This is a genomic window from Halobacillus salinarum, from assembly GCF_022919095.1.
GTDB classification, from domain to species: Bacteria; Bacillota; Bacilli; order Bacillales; family Halobacillaceae; genus Halobacillus_B; species Halobacillus_B salinarum.
Window position 1 is genome coordinate 2,920,050 of record NZ_CP095073.1, and the last position, 15,519, is coordinate 2,935,568.

Here is a 15,519-nt window from a genome sequence, read left to right on the forward strand (position 1 = left end):
GCTGTTTTTTATAATTTTCCAACCCAAGTACCCTCTATTTTACCATGAGTTTTTCAGGGAACTGATGAAGCGTTTCTATCAAATCATCCAGCTTTCCCTCGATGCGGTGGAGCAGATAAAAGGTAACCGCAACTGGGAAACCGACATCTGTGATAAACGGCATCCAAACTTCCACTTTTCTCACCTCACTTGTAGTAAAGAAGCCACTATGATCTTCATCATAGTGGCGCGTCACTTATAACACAATATCCTCTACATTTCTTTCCACAATACGTGCTTCTTTCTTGGCAACCAAGTCACCATTACTAGAGAAAAAGCAATTTTCCGCAAGTACCGCGTCCATAGCCTGGTTGACTTGGACAGGATCTACCGGTTCTTTAGGGTCATCTAAAGAAAGAGTAACAGTTTTGTTTTCCTGATCTAGAAATTTCATCTCCAGTTTCTTCATATCCTTCCCCTCCTTTCGCTAAGATAGTAATTCAATTAAAGGTCGATTAGATTCGAACGATCATTTCGTTCTACTTGAGCTAATACGTGCTGCTGCAAGGGACTAAAAGCCGTGGCTACATGATAAAGCTGTTCTGCAGTTGCACTGATTTTCACGTTGTTAAATGATTTTGTACGATAAATTGACTTCCCTTTTTCATCTTTCCCTGTTTCAAATACTAGCTGTAGTTGAGAGTGAATCACGTCTGATGTGATAGCCATCTTGTTCACCTCCTTTCACAGTTATAATCGAAACCACTTGAAAAAAGGTGTCTGCCCATATAAAAAAACCCGAAGAAAGCAAGAATGCGCTTTCTTCAGGTTCCGTAACTAAGTATAATTTCCGGCCGGAGGGTTAACCTTTAACCGTGATCAAACAGGCAAAATCCTATTAACCCCAATAAGACGACCAATGACACGAAAAACATAACGATTTCCATTGATTCACCCCCTCGTCTATTCTATCAAATAATGGCTTCCGTTACTTCTACTTTTAAGGAATCCATACCGAATTGTTTAAGCTGCTCTTATTAAAGGTAAGAAAGAGTTAAACGATTTCAGCCTGCTTCTTATTATACAATAAATTCTAACGTCAGCTACAATGAAAAAAAGAGGTGCCTCATGACGGATTTATTTTATCGTATTTTTATTTTCTGGTATGTCTGCGGTGCATTTTTGTTAACGTTTAATATCCTTCCGCCATGGTTGGAATGGGCAAACACTGTATTTCTTATGCTCGCAGGAATTGTTGCTGGTATTTACTTTACCCAACGGTATGGCTTAATAACCGGGGAGTTTATAGTTTCTTTATTATTGTAACCAGTATCTATATAGAACATTTAGGCGTGACTACGAATTTTTTATTCGGAGCTTATGACTATCATACGAATTTCGGATTCATGATTGGAGAAACTCCTGTAACGATCGGGTTTGCATGGCTGCTCGTTATCGGGTGTTCTCATGAAATGGCAAGAGGGATGACTAAGGGGATGAAGGGAATAACCAAGTGGGTCAGCTTTATCGCAGCCGGTTCCCTCGTAACGGTGACTATGGACCTTATTCTTGACCCAGTTTCATACATAATAAAACACTATTGGGAATGGGAAAACGAAGGAGTCTATTATGGAATTCCATTATCTAATTTTATTGGGTGGTTTCTATTAGCTTCCCTGTTTCATACCACTGGTTCCCTTTTGCTTTCTAAGCACGCTTGCAACAGTAGCTGGGAACGAAGAATGGGCCTGACCTTTGGTTTAATCAACGGAATGTTCATACTCATTGCCATCACGGGGGAGCTGTTTTGGGCTGCCATCTTGACTGCTGGTTTATCTGTCATGTGGTATTTCATTTACCATTGGAGAGTGAAAAAATATGCGTAAAGCAACTAAAAACGGATGGATAGAATGGGGATTCAAACGATTTAACCGCCTTTTTGTGCGAATGAATTTTCATCGTATGAAAGTACTCTCGGAAGCAAAGGAGAGCGATTTTTCTCACTCCTTATTTTTAATCAATCATTCAAGCTGGTGGGATTCTCTCATCCTATACTATTTAAATGACCAGTACGTACGATCCGATGGATATGGGATGATGGATGAAGAAGGGATGAACCGCTTTCCATTTTTCTCAAAAATAGGAGTCTATTCAATTAATACAGCAAGCCGTACTCATTTACTCCATTCTTTAAACTACAGTATTGAACTTCTTAATCGAGGCAAGACTGTCTGGATATTTCCTCAAGGGGAAGAGCAGCATTTAGAAAAGAGGCCGCTCGATTTTTTTAATGGCATCTCTTATATTGCTGAAAAAGCACCCCGCATTCAAGTAATCCCGGTTTCGCTGTATTACACACTTGAGCATCATAGAAAACCAAATGTATATATCTTATTAGGAGAACCGCTCTCAAAGGAAAGCTACCATACTCTTCCGAGGAAGCAGAAGACGATTTATTTCGAGAAACATTGCACGGAACAGCTGGACAGGCTGAAGGAAAGAATCATTGCAGAGGATCATAACGGGTTTACCCCCATTTAGAAAGGAGGTGGACAACTTGCTTTTTTACCTGCTTGTAATCATGACAATCGTGCTTAATATATGGACGATCATCAATAGTGTATTCCTACTTCCCCTTGCTCCTTCTAAACGTTTGGATCACTTTCCAAAGGTTTCTGTTTTAGTTCCATTGCGCAATGAAGCTTCACAAGTGGAAGGGCTTGTCCAATCCTTAAAAAAGTTGACGTACCCGAACCTTGAAGTTAACCTTCTCGATGACCAATCCGAAGACGGCACATATGAACGGTTACAATCAGAGATAAAAGGGGATGAACGGTTCCACTTATTCAAAGGAGACCCTCTTCCTGACGGCTGGAATGGCAAAGTTTATGCCTGTCATCAGCTTTCTCACCATTCTAATGGAACTTATCTTCTCTTCTTTGATGCTGATGCAAGAATGGCACCTTCAGCTGTTGAGAAAGCACTGGCGACCTTGTACAAATACCATGCTGCTATGATAAGCGGATTTCCAAACTATCCGAGCCGTAACCTGTTTGCAAGCCTGCTCGTTCCACTGCAGCATATGGTCGTCTTGCTCCATTTACCCTTGATGGTCGCTAATTCCACTTTAAAACCGAAATTCACTGCAGCATGCGGCATCTTTATTTTGATAAATAGAGAAGTATACGATCTGATCGGCGGACACGCATCTGTAAAAAATTCCTTAGTGGAAGATGTCGATATCGCTCGTGAAGTTAAGAAGTCCGGGTATAAAATGATCCTAGCCAATCTTACTCCTACCGTTGTTTCTTTCATGTATGATACCGCTAAAGAAACTTGGGAAGGGTTTAAAAAAAACATTTTCCCTGGCTTAGGCCGGTCAAAAATCATGGTAACTGGTATCATTTTGGTTTACAGTGTTTTGTTTCTCACTCCATTTGCCTATGCAATGACTGGACTTGCACTTGGAAACTGGACTTTACTGCTCCCTTTTCTGCTCACGGTTGCTTTTAAAATGTTCGTAGATGCACGAACCGGCCACCCTTTATGGCTTGCGTGGCTTCTGCCCGTTTCTATTGCAGCGCTTTTAGCAGTAATGATTAGTTCCATGCTTACACATGTAAGAGGAAAAGCATACAAATGGAAAGGGAGGTCTTACGAGTGAAGGTAATCATAATTGGAGGCGGCCTCGGAGGATTATCTGCTGCTGTAACACTAGCCAGACATGGTGCATCCGTAAAACTTTTTGAAAAAAATCCCCATTTTGGCGGAAAAATGATGCCGATAGACTTAGATGGGTATCATTTTGATTTTGGGCCGAATACGATTACTATGCCGGAAGTTTTTAAAGAAGTCTTTACTCAAGGTGGTCTTGCTGCCAAGGATCAGCCTGTTTTCGAAAAAATTGAACGGCATACGAGAAACCAATTTCCTGATGGAGGTCATTTTGATTTTTCCTCGGATCATCAGGATATGAAGAATCAAATCGCCGCCCTTGAACCCGGGAAGGAACATCAGTATGATTCCTTTACAAGAGAGGTGGAGCGTTTATATAACCTTTCCAAGCAAAGCTTTCTCAACAGAACTTTTTCAAGCTGGAAGGATTACCTCTCCCCTTCATTGGCAGCAAAGATCGTGCAAGTAAAACCATGGCAGAACATGGATTCGTTTTTCGCCAAATATTTCAGCCATCCCTATATCCGCCAATCTTTAAACCGGTATGCAACTTATATAGGATCAAGTCCGTTTCATGCTCCGGCGACGTTTGCTATGATCGCTCATTTGGAACTTAATCAAGGGGTCTATTATGTAAGAGGAGGGAATACGAAAATTGCTGAAGCATTTGTCAAAGCAGCAAAGAAACAAGGAGCAGAATTGTATAACAACACGAAAATCCAGCGAATTACCACTGCCAACAGGAAAGTAACTGGAGTAGTAACACAAGAAGGAGATTTTCAGGAAGCCGATTACGTCATTTTGAATGGAGATCTTCTTCACTCTATACCTGAGCTGATTGAAAATGAAAAACGCAACCATCTGTCAGATGATAAAATTAACAGCTACGACCCTTCGACTTCAGCATTCGTTTTATTAGCCGGTCTTAATAAAAGACTGGACCAACTGCACCATCATCATCTTTTATTTTCAGCGGACTACCACAAAGAATTTAATAGCTTGAAAAACGGCGATTATCCAACGGATCCGACCATCTATATATCTACATCATCCAAATCTGACCCAACAGTTTCTCCTTACGGTGATAATTGTTTCCTATTAGTCAATGCCCCACCTGTCGGGGCAGGCAGAAATGACGTGGATCCAGAGGAAGTTAAAGAAAGAATCTACTCACTATTAAATACTGCCGGCATTCCCATTAAAAACTATATTCAAGCAGAAGAAGTTTGGACTCCTGAGAAAATAGCAAGTCAATTCGGAGCATTTAAAGGGGCTATTTATGGTCCCAGCTCAAATAATAAACGTCAAGCATTTATGCGTCCATTTAATCGATCCCTTGATTTTTCAAACTTGTATTTCTGCGGCGGCAGTACTCATCCAGGAGGAGGGGCCCCTTTAGTCGTTTTAAGCGGCCAAAATGTAGCAAATCAACTATTAGGCAGACTTGTAATTATGGAATGATGAAGTAGAAAGCAGATTATTGTATGCGGGCAATAATCTGCTTCTTCTCTTCATCTGAAACAAAATTTCGGGTGTGGAATACCTCATAATGATTTTTTCTGACCGAACTCAATATCGCCCTGTACATTCTTGCTGCTCCTTCAACAGGAGTCCTTGAGTAAACCGGGTATTGAGGAATGGTCGCCAAGGCACGTGAATAATAGTGCTCCGCCATAGAGGCTAAGTCCTCCCAAAGCTCCTTAAAAGCGTGGTTGACCTTGTGATTTATCAAATCCTCTTTCCTATATTGATATTTTTCCATTGTGTGAGCAGGAAGGTAAATACGATTACGCTCCAGGTCTTCCCCTATATCCCTTAAAATATTTGTAATTTGCATGGCATATCCCAGGTCTATGGCACCTTCTTTTAATTCCTCATCTCTACCAGGGGCAAGAACCGGCAAAAGCATTAATCCTACGCTGCTTGCTACATAATAACAATACGAGAGTAAATCACTTTTATTTTCTATCGTGATGGAGGACAAATCCATTGATTGGCCCTTAATCATGTCATAAAAAGGCTCAATATTCATTTCGAATTTGGAAAATACATCCTCAAGCGCAACCCACAGGGGATCACTGCTCTCCCGGTTACCGTTAATAAAACGATCGAACGCTTCTGAAAATAACCGAAGCTCATGCTCAGGATGCTCTCCTTCGTCTACAATATCATCTACTCTCCGGCAAAAAGCATATACAGCCCACAAAGCTTTTCTTTGTGGTTTGGGCAGCATAGCGAATGCTTTGGAAAAAGTTTTTGAATGTTTTTCAATCATTTCTTTGCAATAGTCATATGCCCTGTCTAATTCCTTCATCCTTCAACACCTCGCTTGTAATTACACCTGTCAACGTCACTGCCTTTTAAATAGTTGGCGAGTAATCTGGCACCCTGCATCACAATAGGGACTCCTCCACCAGGGTGTACGGAGGCACCAACTGCGAATAGCTGATCGATAGGATACGGGCGCAGCTGCGGCCTGAACACTCCTGATTGAAACAAGGTAGGGGCTATCCCAAAACTGCCTCCTTGATATAACCCTTCATTCTCTGCATCCTCAGGAGAACGTACCTTCATCCATTGAATATGCCCGCGGATATCAGGGAAGCCCCGCTTCTCCATTTGATTAATCACATACTGTACTAAATCATTCTGCTTTCCCCAATCAATGGCTGTCCCAGCTGGTACCGGCACCAAAGTGTAAAGTACTCCCTTCCCAGAAGGGACAAGACTGTCATCAATTAACGACGGGTGAAAGGTGTAAAAGGAAGGATCAGAAGGAACTTCTTTTCTTTCAAACACTTGTTTCAAGTGATAATCGAAATCTCTCGACATAAAAAACTGATGCACCGGATTTTCTGTGAAATTCTTATCCAGGCCAAAATAAATGAGCAGGCAGCCCGAAGAAGGTGTGTACTTACGTTTCAATTGGTGGCGCACCCCACCAGTTTATCCATAATTGGAAAATCCCCATTTAGAATTACTCGGTCTACCTTGATTTCTTTACCTAAAGCTTTCACGGAATGAGCTCGATTGTTTTCTGTTTTTACTTCTTCCACTTCCGTATTTAAATGAAAGGTTACCCCCCTGGCCTGCAGTTCAGCAACAATAATCTCCACTAAACGAGCATATCCACCACGAATGTACCAAATTCCATGCTGATGTTCACTGTACGAAACAAGTGAATACATAGCAGGGGATTGCTGTGGGTGTCCCCCAATATATAAGGTTTGCAATGAATATGCCTGAACCAGCTTTTCATCTTTAAAGTAACTTCGCATCATACGTTTAACATTTTGGTACGCCTTCAATTTCATGAGTGCGTGAAGATTTCTTCCGGTGAAAAAGCTTTTTTTATTCTCAAACGACTGTTCCAAAAATTGGGCGCTTCCTTGAATAAAACGTTGCTTCATATCTGACAGAAAGCGGTCAAAACCTAATTCATTGCCTGGAAATTTCGCTTCGATTTCTGCCTTTTGCCTGCTGGGATCTGGAAATTTGGTATAAGTTCTTCCGTCAGGATAATCAATTGTATATAAAGGGTCCAGCTTTATTAAAGGGATGTTTTTTCTATGTATGCCTCCCTCCTCTAAAATAGATAAAATCATGTCCGGTAATAGGACGATGGTGGGTCCTTGATCAATTTTGAATCCTTTTTCTTTCACATACGTAAGTCTCCCCCCGCAATGGCTGTTTTTTTCAAAAATCGTTATTTTCTGACCCTTACTCCTGGATAATAACAGAGCTGTTACGAGCCCCCAATTCCGCTTCCAACAATAGCCGTATGCCGATTCTTCATGAAGACCTCACCTCCGCTTCATGGATCCAATTCGTAGTAATTCTGGAGGATTCTAAAATCGTCGGAAGGCCACTGCCCGGATGTGTGCCTCCACCGACAAGCCAGCAGTTCTCCAATTCCTGAAAACGGTTGTGCGGCCGGAAGTACATCATTTGCGAAAGCTGATGTCCCAGACTAAACGTCGCTCCTTTATGGACATGATAGTCAAGCTCCCACTGTTTAGGAGTCAAAATTTTCTCAGACACAATATGTTCTCTTAAGTCAGTAAAACCTGTTTTCTTTTCAACTTCATCAAGGATAAGCTTTCGAAAAGTCTTCTGTTTTGCATCCCAGTCAATTTCTGAATAATTATTTGGCACTGGTGCAAGCACGTAGAGCGAAGAATGACCAATAGGGGCCAATGATTCGTCCGTAACACTCGCATTTTGAATATAAATCGACGGTTCCTCTGAAAGCACGAGCTCCTTCGTCAATTCTTCCACGTTCTTCTTATAATCATTAGCGAAAACAATCGTATGATGAGGCATATCATAGAGCTTGTCGACTCCTAAATAGATCATAAACGTGGAGCAGGAATATTTCTTATCTGCTATTTTTTGTTTAGAATATTTTTTGAGCACCCCATCGTCTACTAAATGATTCATAGCATTCGCAAAATCAGCATTGATGATTACTTCATCTGCATCAAATTGACTACCTGATTCAAGTTCAAAACCCTTCACACGCTTTTCATTGATACGAAGCTTGTTTACTCCTTCACTAAGATGAATCGTTCCACCATGCTCTTTTGTAACTTCAGCCATCGCTTTTGACAGCTGGTTCACCCCTCCCATCGGGTGGAAAACTCCATACTCATGTTCCATATAAGATAATATGGAGAAAGCACCGGGACACTCCCACGGGGACATCCCTAAATACTTTGCTTGAAATGTAAAAGCAATTTTTAAGCGTTCGTCTGTAAAATACTTAGAAAGTACGTCATACACAGATTTTCCTAGCGATAGTTTAGGCAGCGCTTTGATAGCCCTCACGCTGACATAATCCCGTAGTCTGTGATGACGTGTTTGAAGCAGAGGCATAAGGGCATTCATTTTTTCCCGTGTATCTTTCATAAACCGTTCATAGCCATGCTCATTACCTGGGAAATAAGTTCGAATCGAATCAAGCATTTTATCCCTTTCACTAAACATAGGGACCCTGTCTGATTCGAATTGCAGCTCATACATCGGTGAGAGTTCCTTTAATTGCATATAATCATGGACATTTCTGCCCGCCATCCGAAAAATTTCTTCCATGATATGCGGCATGCTCAAAAAAGTAGGTCCTATATCAAAAGAGTAAGCTCCTAGTTCTAACCTCCCGTTTCTGCCACCTATTTTATCTTTTTTTTCAAACACGTGAACGTTATACCCTTGTGAAGAAAGTATCATCGCTGCGGCCAGACCACCGGGACCTGCCCCTATGACCCCTATTGTTTTCACTATAGCACCTGCTTTCAGATTATATAATCATTGTACAATCATTATACAAAACCTGTATGAAACTAACAATTTTATAAGATCAGTCAATGTGCTGTTTCCATTACCCTTACTATTGGATGGAATAAATGTTCCCTAAACCTACTTAACATAACCTTATCAAAGGAGGAGAATTGCTAAGTTCAATTGATCATATTCTCATGTTATTAGGCCATACTAAAGCAAAGGAAGGAGGGATTCCCATGTTTTCCAATCAGCGGGTATCCGGAGCCCATTTCCCCTCTCATTCCACCTCCTCATACCCACTCAATCAAGCAGTAAACGAACGGTTGAATCATTGGTGCGATGAGCTCGAACAGTATGACCATATAAGAGAGCCTTCACGTCCGGATGCAGAACCGCAGAAAAGTAAAATCATGCAATCTTCACCGCCTATCCGTTTCTAAATGATTAGTCGAAGGACTGGGTAGATAACTATACACATTTGTCCCTCCTTGCATACGCTGAGTATGTAAACAACAGGAGGTGAGCTTATGTACGGCTATCCTTACGGAGGTTGGGGAGGTTGCGGTCGTGTTGGCGGATATGGCTGCGGCCGTGGTTACGCAAACAACTTCGCATTGATCGTTGTTTTGTTCATCTTATTGATCATTGTTGGCGCAGCATTTTATTGCTAAACAATCCATGTTATTTTGAGTGCAATTCTAGCCTGCAGAGAAAATTTCTCTGCAGGCATTTTTTAGTTGAGAATTTTTTTAATAAAAGAAAAGAACCTTTCCCAACTAGTTGAATGAACTAAATGGAAAAGATTCTAATTACCATTGAGCAGCCTCGTAAAAACTACTCTATTATTTTTGAAGCAAGGGGCAGACTCTATCTGTTTTTCAAACCCATTAATTTTTTCGTTATGTACACGTTCCGTAATATCACGGATAATCATGGCGCCTAAATGGTTATCATCTGGGGAAGAGGGATTTTCTAAAACTTCTAAATAAATGGAGGTTCCATCCTTTTTTGAAGCTCTTAACTGCGAGGGATGATGAAGTGCCTGAAGTCCCTGATCTTCTAATAGGGCGATTTTTAATTCCGATAACCTCATCCCTTTCAATTCTTCTAGAGAATACCCCAGAATACGAGCGAAACTCTGGTCGCAATCAATAATTTTCCCTTGTGCATGAAGAACAAGCCCCTCTGACCTTAAACTCTGCAGTAAATCCAATTCTTTTCTCACACTAGGTACAGGGATGTCAAGGGTTACCGGATGCAGCAAAATAACGTATTCCAATCTATTAGGAGACGCCATTGATTATAAGAAATAGCATTGAAACAAACGCTTTGATCCATCCTTGATTTCCAGCAGAAGATCCAAGCGGTCTCCTTCTTTAAGCCCCAGGAATTGTACAGCCGGAGGATTTATCTGCAAAACTTCTCCATGCTCATCGGTAATAATTAAAGCATCTCTTATATGACGTATTAACCAATTACAAACCGGCCGTTCAATTTTTTGTTATCATTAGGCATTGCTCTGCCTCCTAAGACGATGGACCTAATCTGTTATTAAGAAGAAAGCTGAGAATTACTATTCCCAGGATTCATCCTTTTCCAAATTTAAGTATAACAGATTCAAGGTCTTTATACTCAGGCAAAAAGACGTGAACAAACGAAATGATCCTCTTCCATTTCAGTACTTCAGAAGTAAATCAGGAAGTAACTTCATCTCTGCGTCTCTTGAATTCTTCCAGCAGCGCTTCCCCTTGAAAACCTTCATCCATGAGGATTTTCAGCATTTTCTCGATTTGTTCTCTTCTGCGATCAATGATTGTTCCCATAAAGATGACGTTCATGTAATCTCCGATTTGATTTGTGTCAATAGGCTTGACTAAGAAAGTGGCTGGTTCATTACTTTGTTTCGTAATTTTCACTTGTACCATTAATTCTTCACTATTATCGCAGAGCTCATTAAAGAAATCACTGTAACTATGGTCTACAAAGGCTTCAATCACCCACCTTCCCCGATCATCTTCACGATTAATGATCAAGCCATCGTGAAGCTTTATCCTGCGCTGAGTAATGTCCTCTTTTTTTTCCTCAATAATATCTAATGAGACAAGTTTAAAAGTTTTCACTTCTTCACCTCCAAGTATCAATCATTTTCTTTATTATAATGGACGCTCTATTATTCAGCAAAAACAAGCAAGTTCAGGCCACTAATTCAACCTGAACTTATCCTCCAATATAAGACATTTCTATTTTCTTTTTACCTTTGGAGCCATTCTCCACTCGTTCCTCGGAGTAGCGGTCATCCCTTTTTGTCCAAATTTTTATCAGCTGTAAAATGATTTCATGGTCTGACAAGTGACTTCTGAGCATTTGTTTTAAATCATATCCTTCTGTTGCAAACAGACAGGTAAACAACTTTCCATCTGCAGATAAACGAATACGTGTGCAGCTTGCGCAGAAAGAATCAGTGACGGATGATATCACTCCTATTTCGGCTTCACTATCTTTATAGCGATAGCGTGAAGCGACTTCCCCGTAATAATTAGCTTCCAACGGCTCAAGGGCATAACCTGATGAATTTGGTCGATAATTTCTTTTTTCGAAACCACATGTTTGAAGTTCCAGCCGTTATGGTTACCTACATCCATAAATTCAATGAATCGGAGTGTGTCTCCTGTATTTTTAAAATAACGGGCCATCGGCACAATTTGACTTTCATTCATCCCTTTTTTCACGACCATATTTATTTTAATTTTAAGACCAGCTTCTCTGGCAGCCTCGATTCCTTTAAGAACCGGCTTTGTCTTAATGCCTCTTCCATTCGTTTCTTTAAAGACTTCATCTTCGATCGCATCTAAGCTGATATTTACCCGACTTAATCCTGCCTCTTTTAGTTTCTTCGCTTGTTTAACTAAAAATACTGCATTTGTAGTTACAGCAATGTCGTTAATCCCTTCAATTTGGTGGATTCTTGCGATCAGCTGGTCCAAATTTTTACGCATCAGTGGTTCGCCGCCGGTAATTCTCACTTTCTCAGTCCCAAACTTCGCAAATATCTCAACTAACCGGACAATTTCGTCAAAACTCAATAGTTCCTTTGCCGGCATAAACCGATAATCGTCTCCGAAAATTTCCTTCGGCATGCAATAAGAACATCTGAAATTACATTGGTCGATTACCGATATCCTTAAGTCCTTCATCGGACGGTCATATTTATCCAATACATAATTTACCACGTTTATGCTCCTTTCTAGGAAGCTGATTTAATGGAAGGCTTCCTGCTTTCCTGAATCTTCTATGAGAATAACTTCTACCATATCCCCTAGTTTAAATCCTTTCGTTCCTCCTGGCAGCACAATAAAAGCATCTGTCTCAGCTAAAGAGGTAACCACGGCTGATTTATCTATTCCCGCAGGTGAAGCAAAGATTTTTCCATCCCTCATGGTTACTTTTCCCCTGACAAATCTCATAAATGGATTAGCTTTTGGAAAATCTTTGTTTAAATAAGCTTTTGTACGCCTTCTAAATGGGAACGGATTCGCTAGAAATCCTTGAATAATTGGAAAAGTAAACAGTTCAAATCCTACATAACAGGCTGATGGATTACCGGATAATCCGAACAACAGCTTTCCTTCTACTTCAGCAACCGTTGTCACGCTGCCAGGCCTCATGGCTATCTTATTAAATAAAACCTCAGCCCCGAGTTCTTTGTAAATGTCCGGCATAAGGTCAAAATCACCTACCGAAACACCACCGGTAGTGATGAGAATATCCATTTCGGCTGCGGCCTTGCTGACTGCCTCAAAGCAAGTCGAAAAATCATCCTTAAGCTTCCCTAAGTAAACGGCCTCGGCCCCTGCCCTTTCCACCTGGGCAGTAATCATGTATGCATTTGAATTGCGGATCTTCCCAGGTTCAAGAGACTCATCCACATCAAGTAATTCCGTTCCCGTAGCAAATATCCCTACTTTTGGTTTTCTTTGAACTTTTACTTGATCATACCCAAATGTTGCTAACAGTGCTTTAATTCCGGGATTAATTTTCGTTCCTGATTGAACGAGTACGGTCCCTTTCTTCGTTTCAGAGCCTTGATGAATAACATTCTGTCCCGGCTTAAGCTCTCTTTTTAAGGACATATAGGATTGGCCGTTTTTTTCGTAGGCTTGACAAATTTCAAACATCGCTACACAATCAGCACCTTCAGGAATCTCAGCCCCTGTCATAATCCTTACTGCCTCTCCTTTTTTTAAAGGGCGGCTCGCCCGATGCCCTGCACCGATCTGCTCGATCACACGAAACTCTTCTGCCTGCCCCCTCCCGAGACCTATGGTATCTGTAGAGTGTAACGCAAAGCCGTCATACGGAGATTTATCAAAAGGTGGAATAGGATGTGAAGCAGTGATATCCTCGCCTAAATAACGATTGTGGCTGTTTTCGAGGTTTACACGTTCATGACTATTTTTTTTCATTCGCTCCATTACTTTAGAGACTGCTTCCTTCACTGGGATTGGTTTTCTATGTAACTTCATAAGTTTCCCCCTTAACTGTCTAATCATTTGTTTTGACCTTAACGGAATGAGTAGAAAATATCAAAGCTTTTGTTTCTTTATATATACTGTTTTTCCCTTTCTCTACAGGGGTATAAACAATTAGGATGAAAGAGGAGGAATGTTTATGAACCATGCCTATGATGTTCTAGTAATTGGAACTGGGGCTGCGGGCAGCCGCGCAGCTGCTGCAGCCAAACGGAATAGACTTTCTACTGCAATCGTAGATCATCGATCTTACGGGGGGACATGCCCGCAGAGAGGATGTGATCCTAAACGGGTGTTGGCAGGGATCGCCGAAATTTACGATGATGCTTCCCGGGTTAATGGAAAAGGCCTGACGGGTGAAGTATCACTATCCTGGAAAGATCTCGTTCAATATAAAAACACATTCACTACCCCTGTTCCTGAACAAGTTGAAAGCTCTCTTAAAGAAAAAGGAATTGATACGTACCATGGCACAGCATCGTTTATTGATCCCAACACGATAAAAGTAGGAGAGCACCAGCTTCAGGCAGGTAAATTCGTTATTGCTACAGGAGCTTCTCCCGCTTCACTTCCTATAGAAGGCAGTGAACACATGATTACGAGCGATGACTTTTTTGAACTGGAAGAACTTCCAGACAATTTGTTATTTGTGGGCGGAGGTTACATCAGTTTTGAATTCGCTCACCTTTGCGCACGATTAGGAAAAAACGTAACGATCGTACATCGAAACAGACATGTGCTGGAAGGCTTTGACAAGGAGATTACGAATAAATTAGTCGAGCATACGAAGGATTTAGGTGTAACGATTCATACGAGCACGGAAGTTCAATCCATTGAAAAATTAACCAGTGGGAAATTTCAAGCTTATGTTAGAAAATTTGACCATGAGCATGAATTAACTGCAGATCTTGTTATCCATGGAGCAGGTAGACATGCGAACCTTAAAGAGTTAGGGCTGGAGTCGATTGGGCTGGAATATTCGAAGAGGGGTGTCCCCGTAAATCATAATTTTCAAGCGATTTTCCATCCGCACATTTATGCAGCAGGAGACGCGGCTGAAACTGGTTTAAAACCTCTTACACCTGTAGCTGGTGAAGAAGCCGAACGGCTCTCCCGCCATTTAATTCACGGTGAAGAGCAAACACCTATTTCACTCCCCGTGCCTTCTGTTGTGTTCACCTATCCAATGCTTGCTTCTGTTGGAATTACTCAACAGGAAGCGAAGGAGAACGATATCCCGTATGAAGTACAATCCAGAAACATTTCGGATTTTTTCACCTATAAACGAACGGATGGACCATCAGCATATGTCAAACTCCTCATCAACCCGTTTACAGATGAAATTCTAGGAGCCCACTTTTTATCGTCGTATGCCAGTCATCTTATCAACTTATTCTCTTTCGCTATGTACAAAAAAGCGACAAAACAGGATTTACAGCAAATGCTGTGGGCCTACCCCACTCCGGAGTCAGACATTCCCAGCATGTTTTAATGGAATAGTCGCCGCCGATTCAGGCAGAGATGCTGTTAAAGTCTGTCATTGATACTCACAAATCGTATTAAAGAAGCCGCACTGAACGATTTTATCGTTCAGTGCGGCTTCTTCTTTTAATGCTTAACCCAAAAAGTCAGCAGTTCTTCGGTGACATCTCGATTAGTCGATGCCTTCTTAATTATAAATGCAATTGTTTTATTTTCGTTTCATCAATATGTTTTTCAATGGTCTGTTTCCGGACAACTGCCTGGTCTCGTAGTTCCGGAGTCTGCCATTCAATAAAAACCGTGAACAAAATAAAGTTCAGTCTCATAACTAATTACCTCCAATATACGTATAATGATCAGCTACGCACTATCCTTCTCCACATTTAACCATTCCATAAATATCATTCTTCTCATCCCTGACATAATTGCCATCTCCTTTCTAATTGTTGTACATACTTGCTGCTTTTCGATCTAACATCTTCTCAAGCTCACTGGGCCGGTAACCCGGCATCGGTGGAGCCTCTGTTTTTTTCTTTACTTGGATCGTAAAGACGAAAAAATGGATTGTCATCAT

19 protein-coding genes and 2 pseudogenes are annotated in these 15,519 nt (G+C 41.1%); 8 read left to right on the forward strand and 13 right to left on the reverse strand.

The genetic code is table 11. The annotated features are described in order from the left end of the window. Positions 1-34 precede the first annotated feature (34 nt). The 3 genes from MUN89_RS15010 to MUN89_RS15020 are packed head-to-tail and all read right to left on the reverse strand — an operon-like array spanning position 35 to position 708. Positions 35-175 carry a YvrJ family protein gene (locus tag MUN89_RS15010; RefSeq protein WP_244713836.1) on the reverse strand — a complete coding sequence of 47 codons (141 nt, stop codon included), beginning with the start codon at positions 173-175 and terminating at the stop codon, positions 35-37. A 60-nt stretch (positions 176-235) separates the two neighbouring features. Next, positions 236-448, reverse strand: a complete 213-nt coding sequence (locus MUN89_RS15015) for a DUF2922 domain-containing protein (RefSeq protein ID WP_244708597.1) — start codon at positions 446-448, stop codon at positions 236-238. A 35-nt stretch (positions 449-483) separates the two neighbouring features. Beyond that, positions 484-708, reverse strand: a complete 225-nt coding sequence (locus MUN89_RS15020) for a DUF1659 domain-containing protein (RefSeq protein WP_244708598.1) — start codon at positions 706-708, stop codon at positions 484-486. 399 nt (positions 709-1,107) lie between these two features. Between MUN89_RS15020 and MUN89_RS15025 the strand changes: the two genes are divergently transcribed. From MUN89_RS15025 to MUN89_RS15045, 5 genes are read left to right on the forward strand one after another with little or no spacing between them, the layout of a single operon-like run. After that, positions 1,108-1,305, forward strand: a complete 198-nt coding sequence (locus MUN89_RS15025) for a hypothetical protein (RefSeq protein WP_244714012.1) — start codon at positions 1,108-1,110, stop codon at positions 1,303-1,305. Between the two features lie 5 nt (positions 1,306-1,310). Beyond that, on the forward strand, positions 1,311-1,865 hold the full coding sequence (locus tag MUN89_RS15030; protein ID WP_396266115.1) for a carotenoid biosynthesis protein: 555 nt from the start codon (positions 1,311-1,313) through the stop codon (positions 1,863-1,865). Then, the gene (locus MUN89_RS15035; protein WP_244708599.1) at positions 1,858-2,520 is read left to right on the forward strand and encodes a lysophospholipid acyltransferase family protein; all 663 of its coding nucleotides are present in this window, start codon (positions 1,858-1,860) and stop codon (positions 2,518-2,520) included. Before MUN89_RS15030 ends, MUN89_RS15035 begins: the two co-directional genes overlap by 8 nt. A gap of 7 nt (positions 2,521-2,527) precedes the next feature. Next, complete coding sequence (locus MUN89_RS15040) at positions 2,528-3,643, forward strand: glycosyltransferase family 2 protein (RefSeq protein ID WP_244708600.1); 1,116 nt, start codon at positions 2,528-2,530, stop codon at positions 3,641-3,643. Beyond that, positions 3,640-5,115, forward strand: a complete 1,476-nt coding sequence (locus MUN89_RS15045; protein WP_244708601.1) for a phytoene desaturase family protein — start codon at positions 3,640-3,642, stop codon at positions 5,113-5,115. The genes MUN89_RS15040 and MUN89_RS15045 overlap by 4 nt, the downstream gene beginning before the upstream one ends. Before the next feature lie 16 nt (positions 5,116-5,131). On the opposite strand, the gene MUN89_RS15050 is transcribed toward MUN89_RS15045, so the two are convergent. From MUN89_RS15050 to MUN89_RS15060, 3 genes and pseudogenes are all read right to left on the reverse strand, one after another. Then, on the reverse strand, positions 5,132-5,968 hold the full coding sequence (locus MUN89_RS15050; protein WP_244708602.1) for a phytoene/squalene synthase family protein: 837 nt from the start codon (positions 5,966-5,968) through the stop codon (positions 5,132-5,134). Continuing rightward, positions 5,965-7,450, reverse strand: a pseudogene (locus tag MUN89_RS15055) (phytoene desaturase family protein). Before MUN89_RS15055 ends, MUN89_RS15050 begins: the two are co-directional and overlap by 4 nt. After that, complete coding sequence (locus MUN89_RS15060; RefSeq protein WP_244713840.1) at positions 7,447-8,934, reverse strand: phytoene desaturase family protein; 1,488 nt, start codon at positions 8,932-8,934, stop codon at positions 7,447-7,449. The pseudogene MUN89_RS15055 and the gene MUN89_RS15060 overlap by 4 nt, the downstream one beginning before the upstream one ends. A gap of 236 nt (positions 8,935-9,170) precedes the next feature. Between MUN89_RS15060 and MUN89_RS15065 the strand changes: the two genes are divergently transcribed. Continuing rightward, positions 9,171-9,374, forward strand: coding sequence for a hypothetical protein (locus MUN89_RS15065; protein WP_244708603.1), 204 nt, complete (start codon positions 9,171-9,173; stop codon positions 9,372-9,374). An 87-nt stretch (positions 9,375-9,461) separates the two neighbouring features. Next, positions 9,462-9,605 (forward strand): YjcZ family sporulation protein, encoded by a 144-nt coding sequence (locus tag MUN89_RS15070; protein ID WP_244708604.1) that lies wholly within the window; start codon positions 9,462-9,464, stop codon positions 9,603-9,605. A gap of 134 nt (positions 9,606-9,739) precedes the next feature. Here MUN89_RS15070 and MUN89_RS15075 read toward each other — a convergent pair whose 3' ends face one another. The 5 genes and pseudogenes from MUN89_RS15075 to MUN89_RS15090 all read right to left on the reverse strand — a co-directional run bounded on the left by MUN89_RS15075 (position 9,740) and on the right by MUN89_RS15090 (position 13,457). Beyond that, positions 9,740-10,159, reverse strand: coding sequence for a PAS domain S-box protein (locus tag MUN89_RS15075; protein ID WP_244708605.1), 420 nt, complete (start codon positions 10,157-10,159; stop codon positions 9,740-9,742). 75 nt (positions 10,160-10,234) lie between these two features. After that, positions 10,235-10,429 (reverse strand): PAS domain-containing protein, encoded by a 195-nt coding sequence (locus MUN89_RS22105; RefSeq protein WP_396266117.1) that lies wholly within the window; start codon positions 10,427-10,429, stop codon positions 10,235-10,237. A 199-nt stretch (positions 10,430-10,628) separates the two neighbouring features. Then, a complete protein-coding gene (locus MUN89_RS15080; RefSeq protein ID WP_244708606.1) occupies positions 10,629-11,054 on the reverse strand; it encodes a YwpF-like family protein in 426 nt (141 codons plus the stop codon). A 97-nt stretch (positions 11,055-11,151) separates the two neighbouring features. Then, positions 11,152-12,164 (reverse strand): annotated as a pseudogene (gene moaA / locus MUN89_RS15085) (GTP 3',8-cyclase MoaA). A 27-nt stretch (positions 12,165-12,191) separates the two neighbouring features. Continuing rightward, positions 12,192-13,457 carry a molybdopterin molybdotransferase MoeA gene (locus tag MUN89_RS15090; RefSeq protein WP_244708607.1) on the reverse strand — a complete coding sequence of 422 codons (1,266 nt, stop codon included), beginning with the start codon at positions 13,455-13,457 and terminating at the stop codon, positions 12,192-12,194. A gap of 145 nt (positions 13,458-13,602) precedes the next feature. Between MUN89_RS15090 and MUN89_RS15095 the strand changes: the two genes are divergently transcribed. After that, positions 13,603-14,955, forward strand: a complete 1,353-nt coding sequence (locus tag MUN89_RS15095) for a dihydrolipoyl dehydrogenase family protein (RefSeq protein WP_244708608.1) — start codon at positions 13,603-13,605, stop codon at positions 14,953-14,955. A 181-nt stretch (positions 14,956-15,136) separates the two neighbouring features. On the opposite strand, the gene MUN89_RS21825 is transcribed toward MUN89_RS15095, so the two are convergent. Both MUN89_RS21825 and MUN89_RS21830 read right to left on the reverse strand, forming a co-directional pair. After that, positions 15,137-15,271: a hypothetical protein gene (locus MUN89_RS21825; RefSeq protein WP_256463993.1), complete on the reverse strand. Its 135-nt coding sequence runs from the start codon at positions 15,269-15,271 to the stop codon at positions 15,137-15,139. Between the two features lie 113 nt (positions 15,272-15,384). After that, positions 15,385-15,519 carry a hypothetical protein gene (locus MUN89_RS21830; protein ID WP_256463994.1) on the reverse strand — a complete coding sequence of 45 codons (135 nt, stop codon included), beginning with the start codon at positions 15,517-15,519 and terminating at the stop codon, positions 15,385-15,387.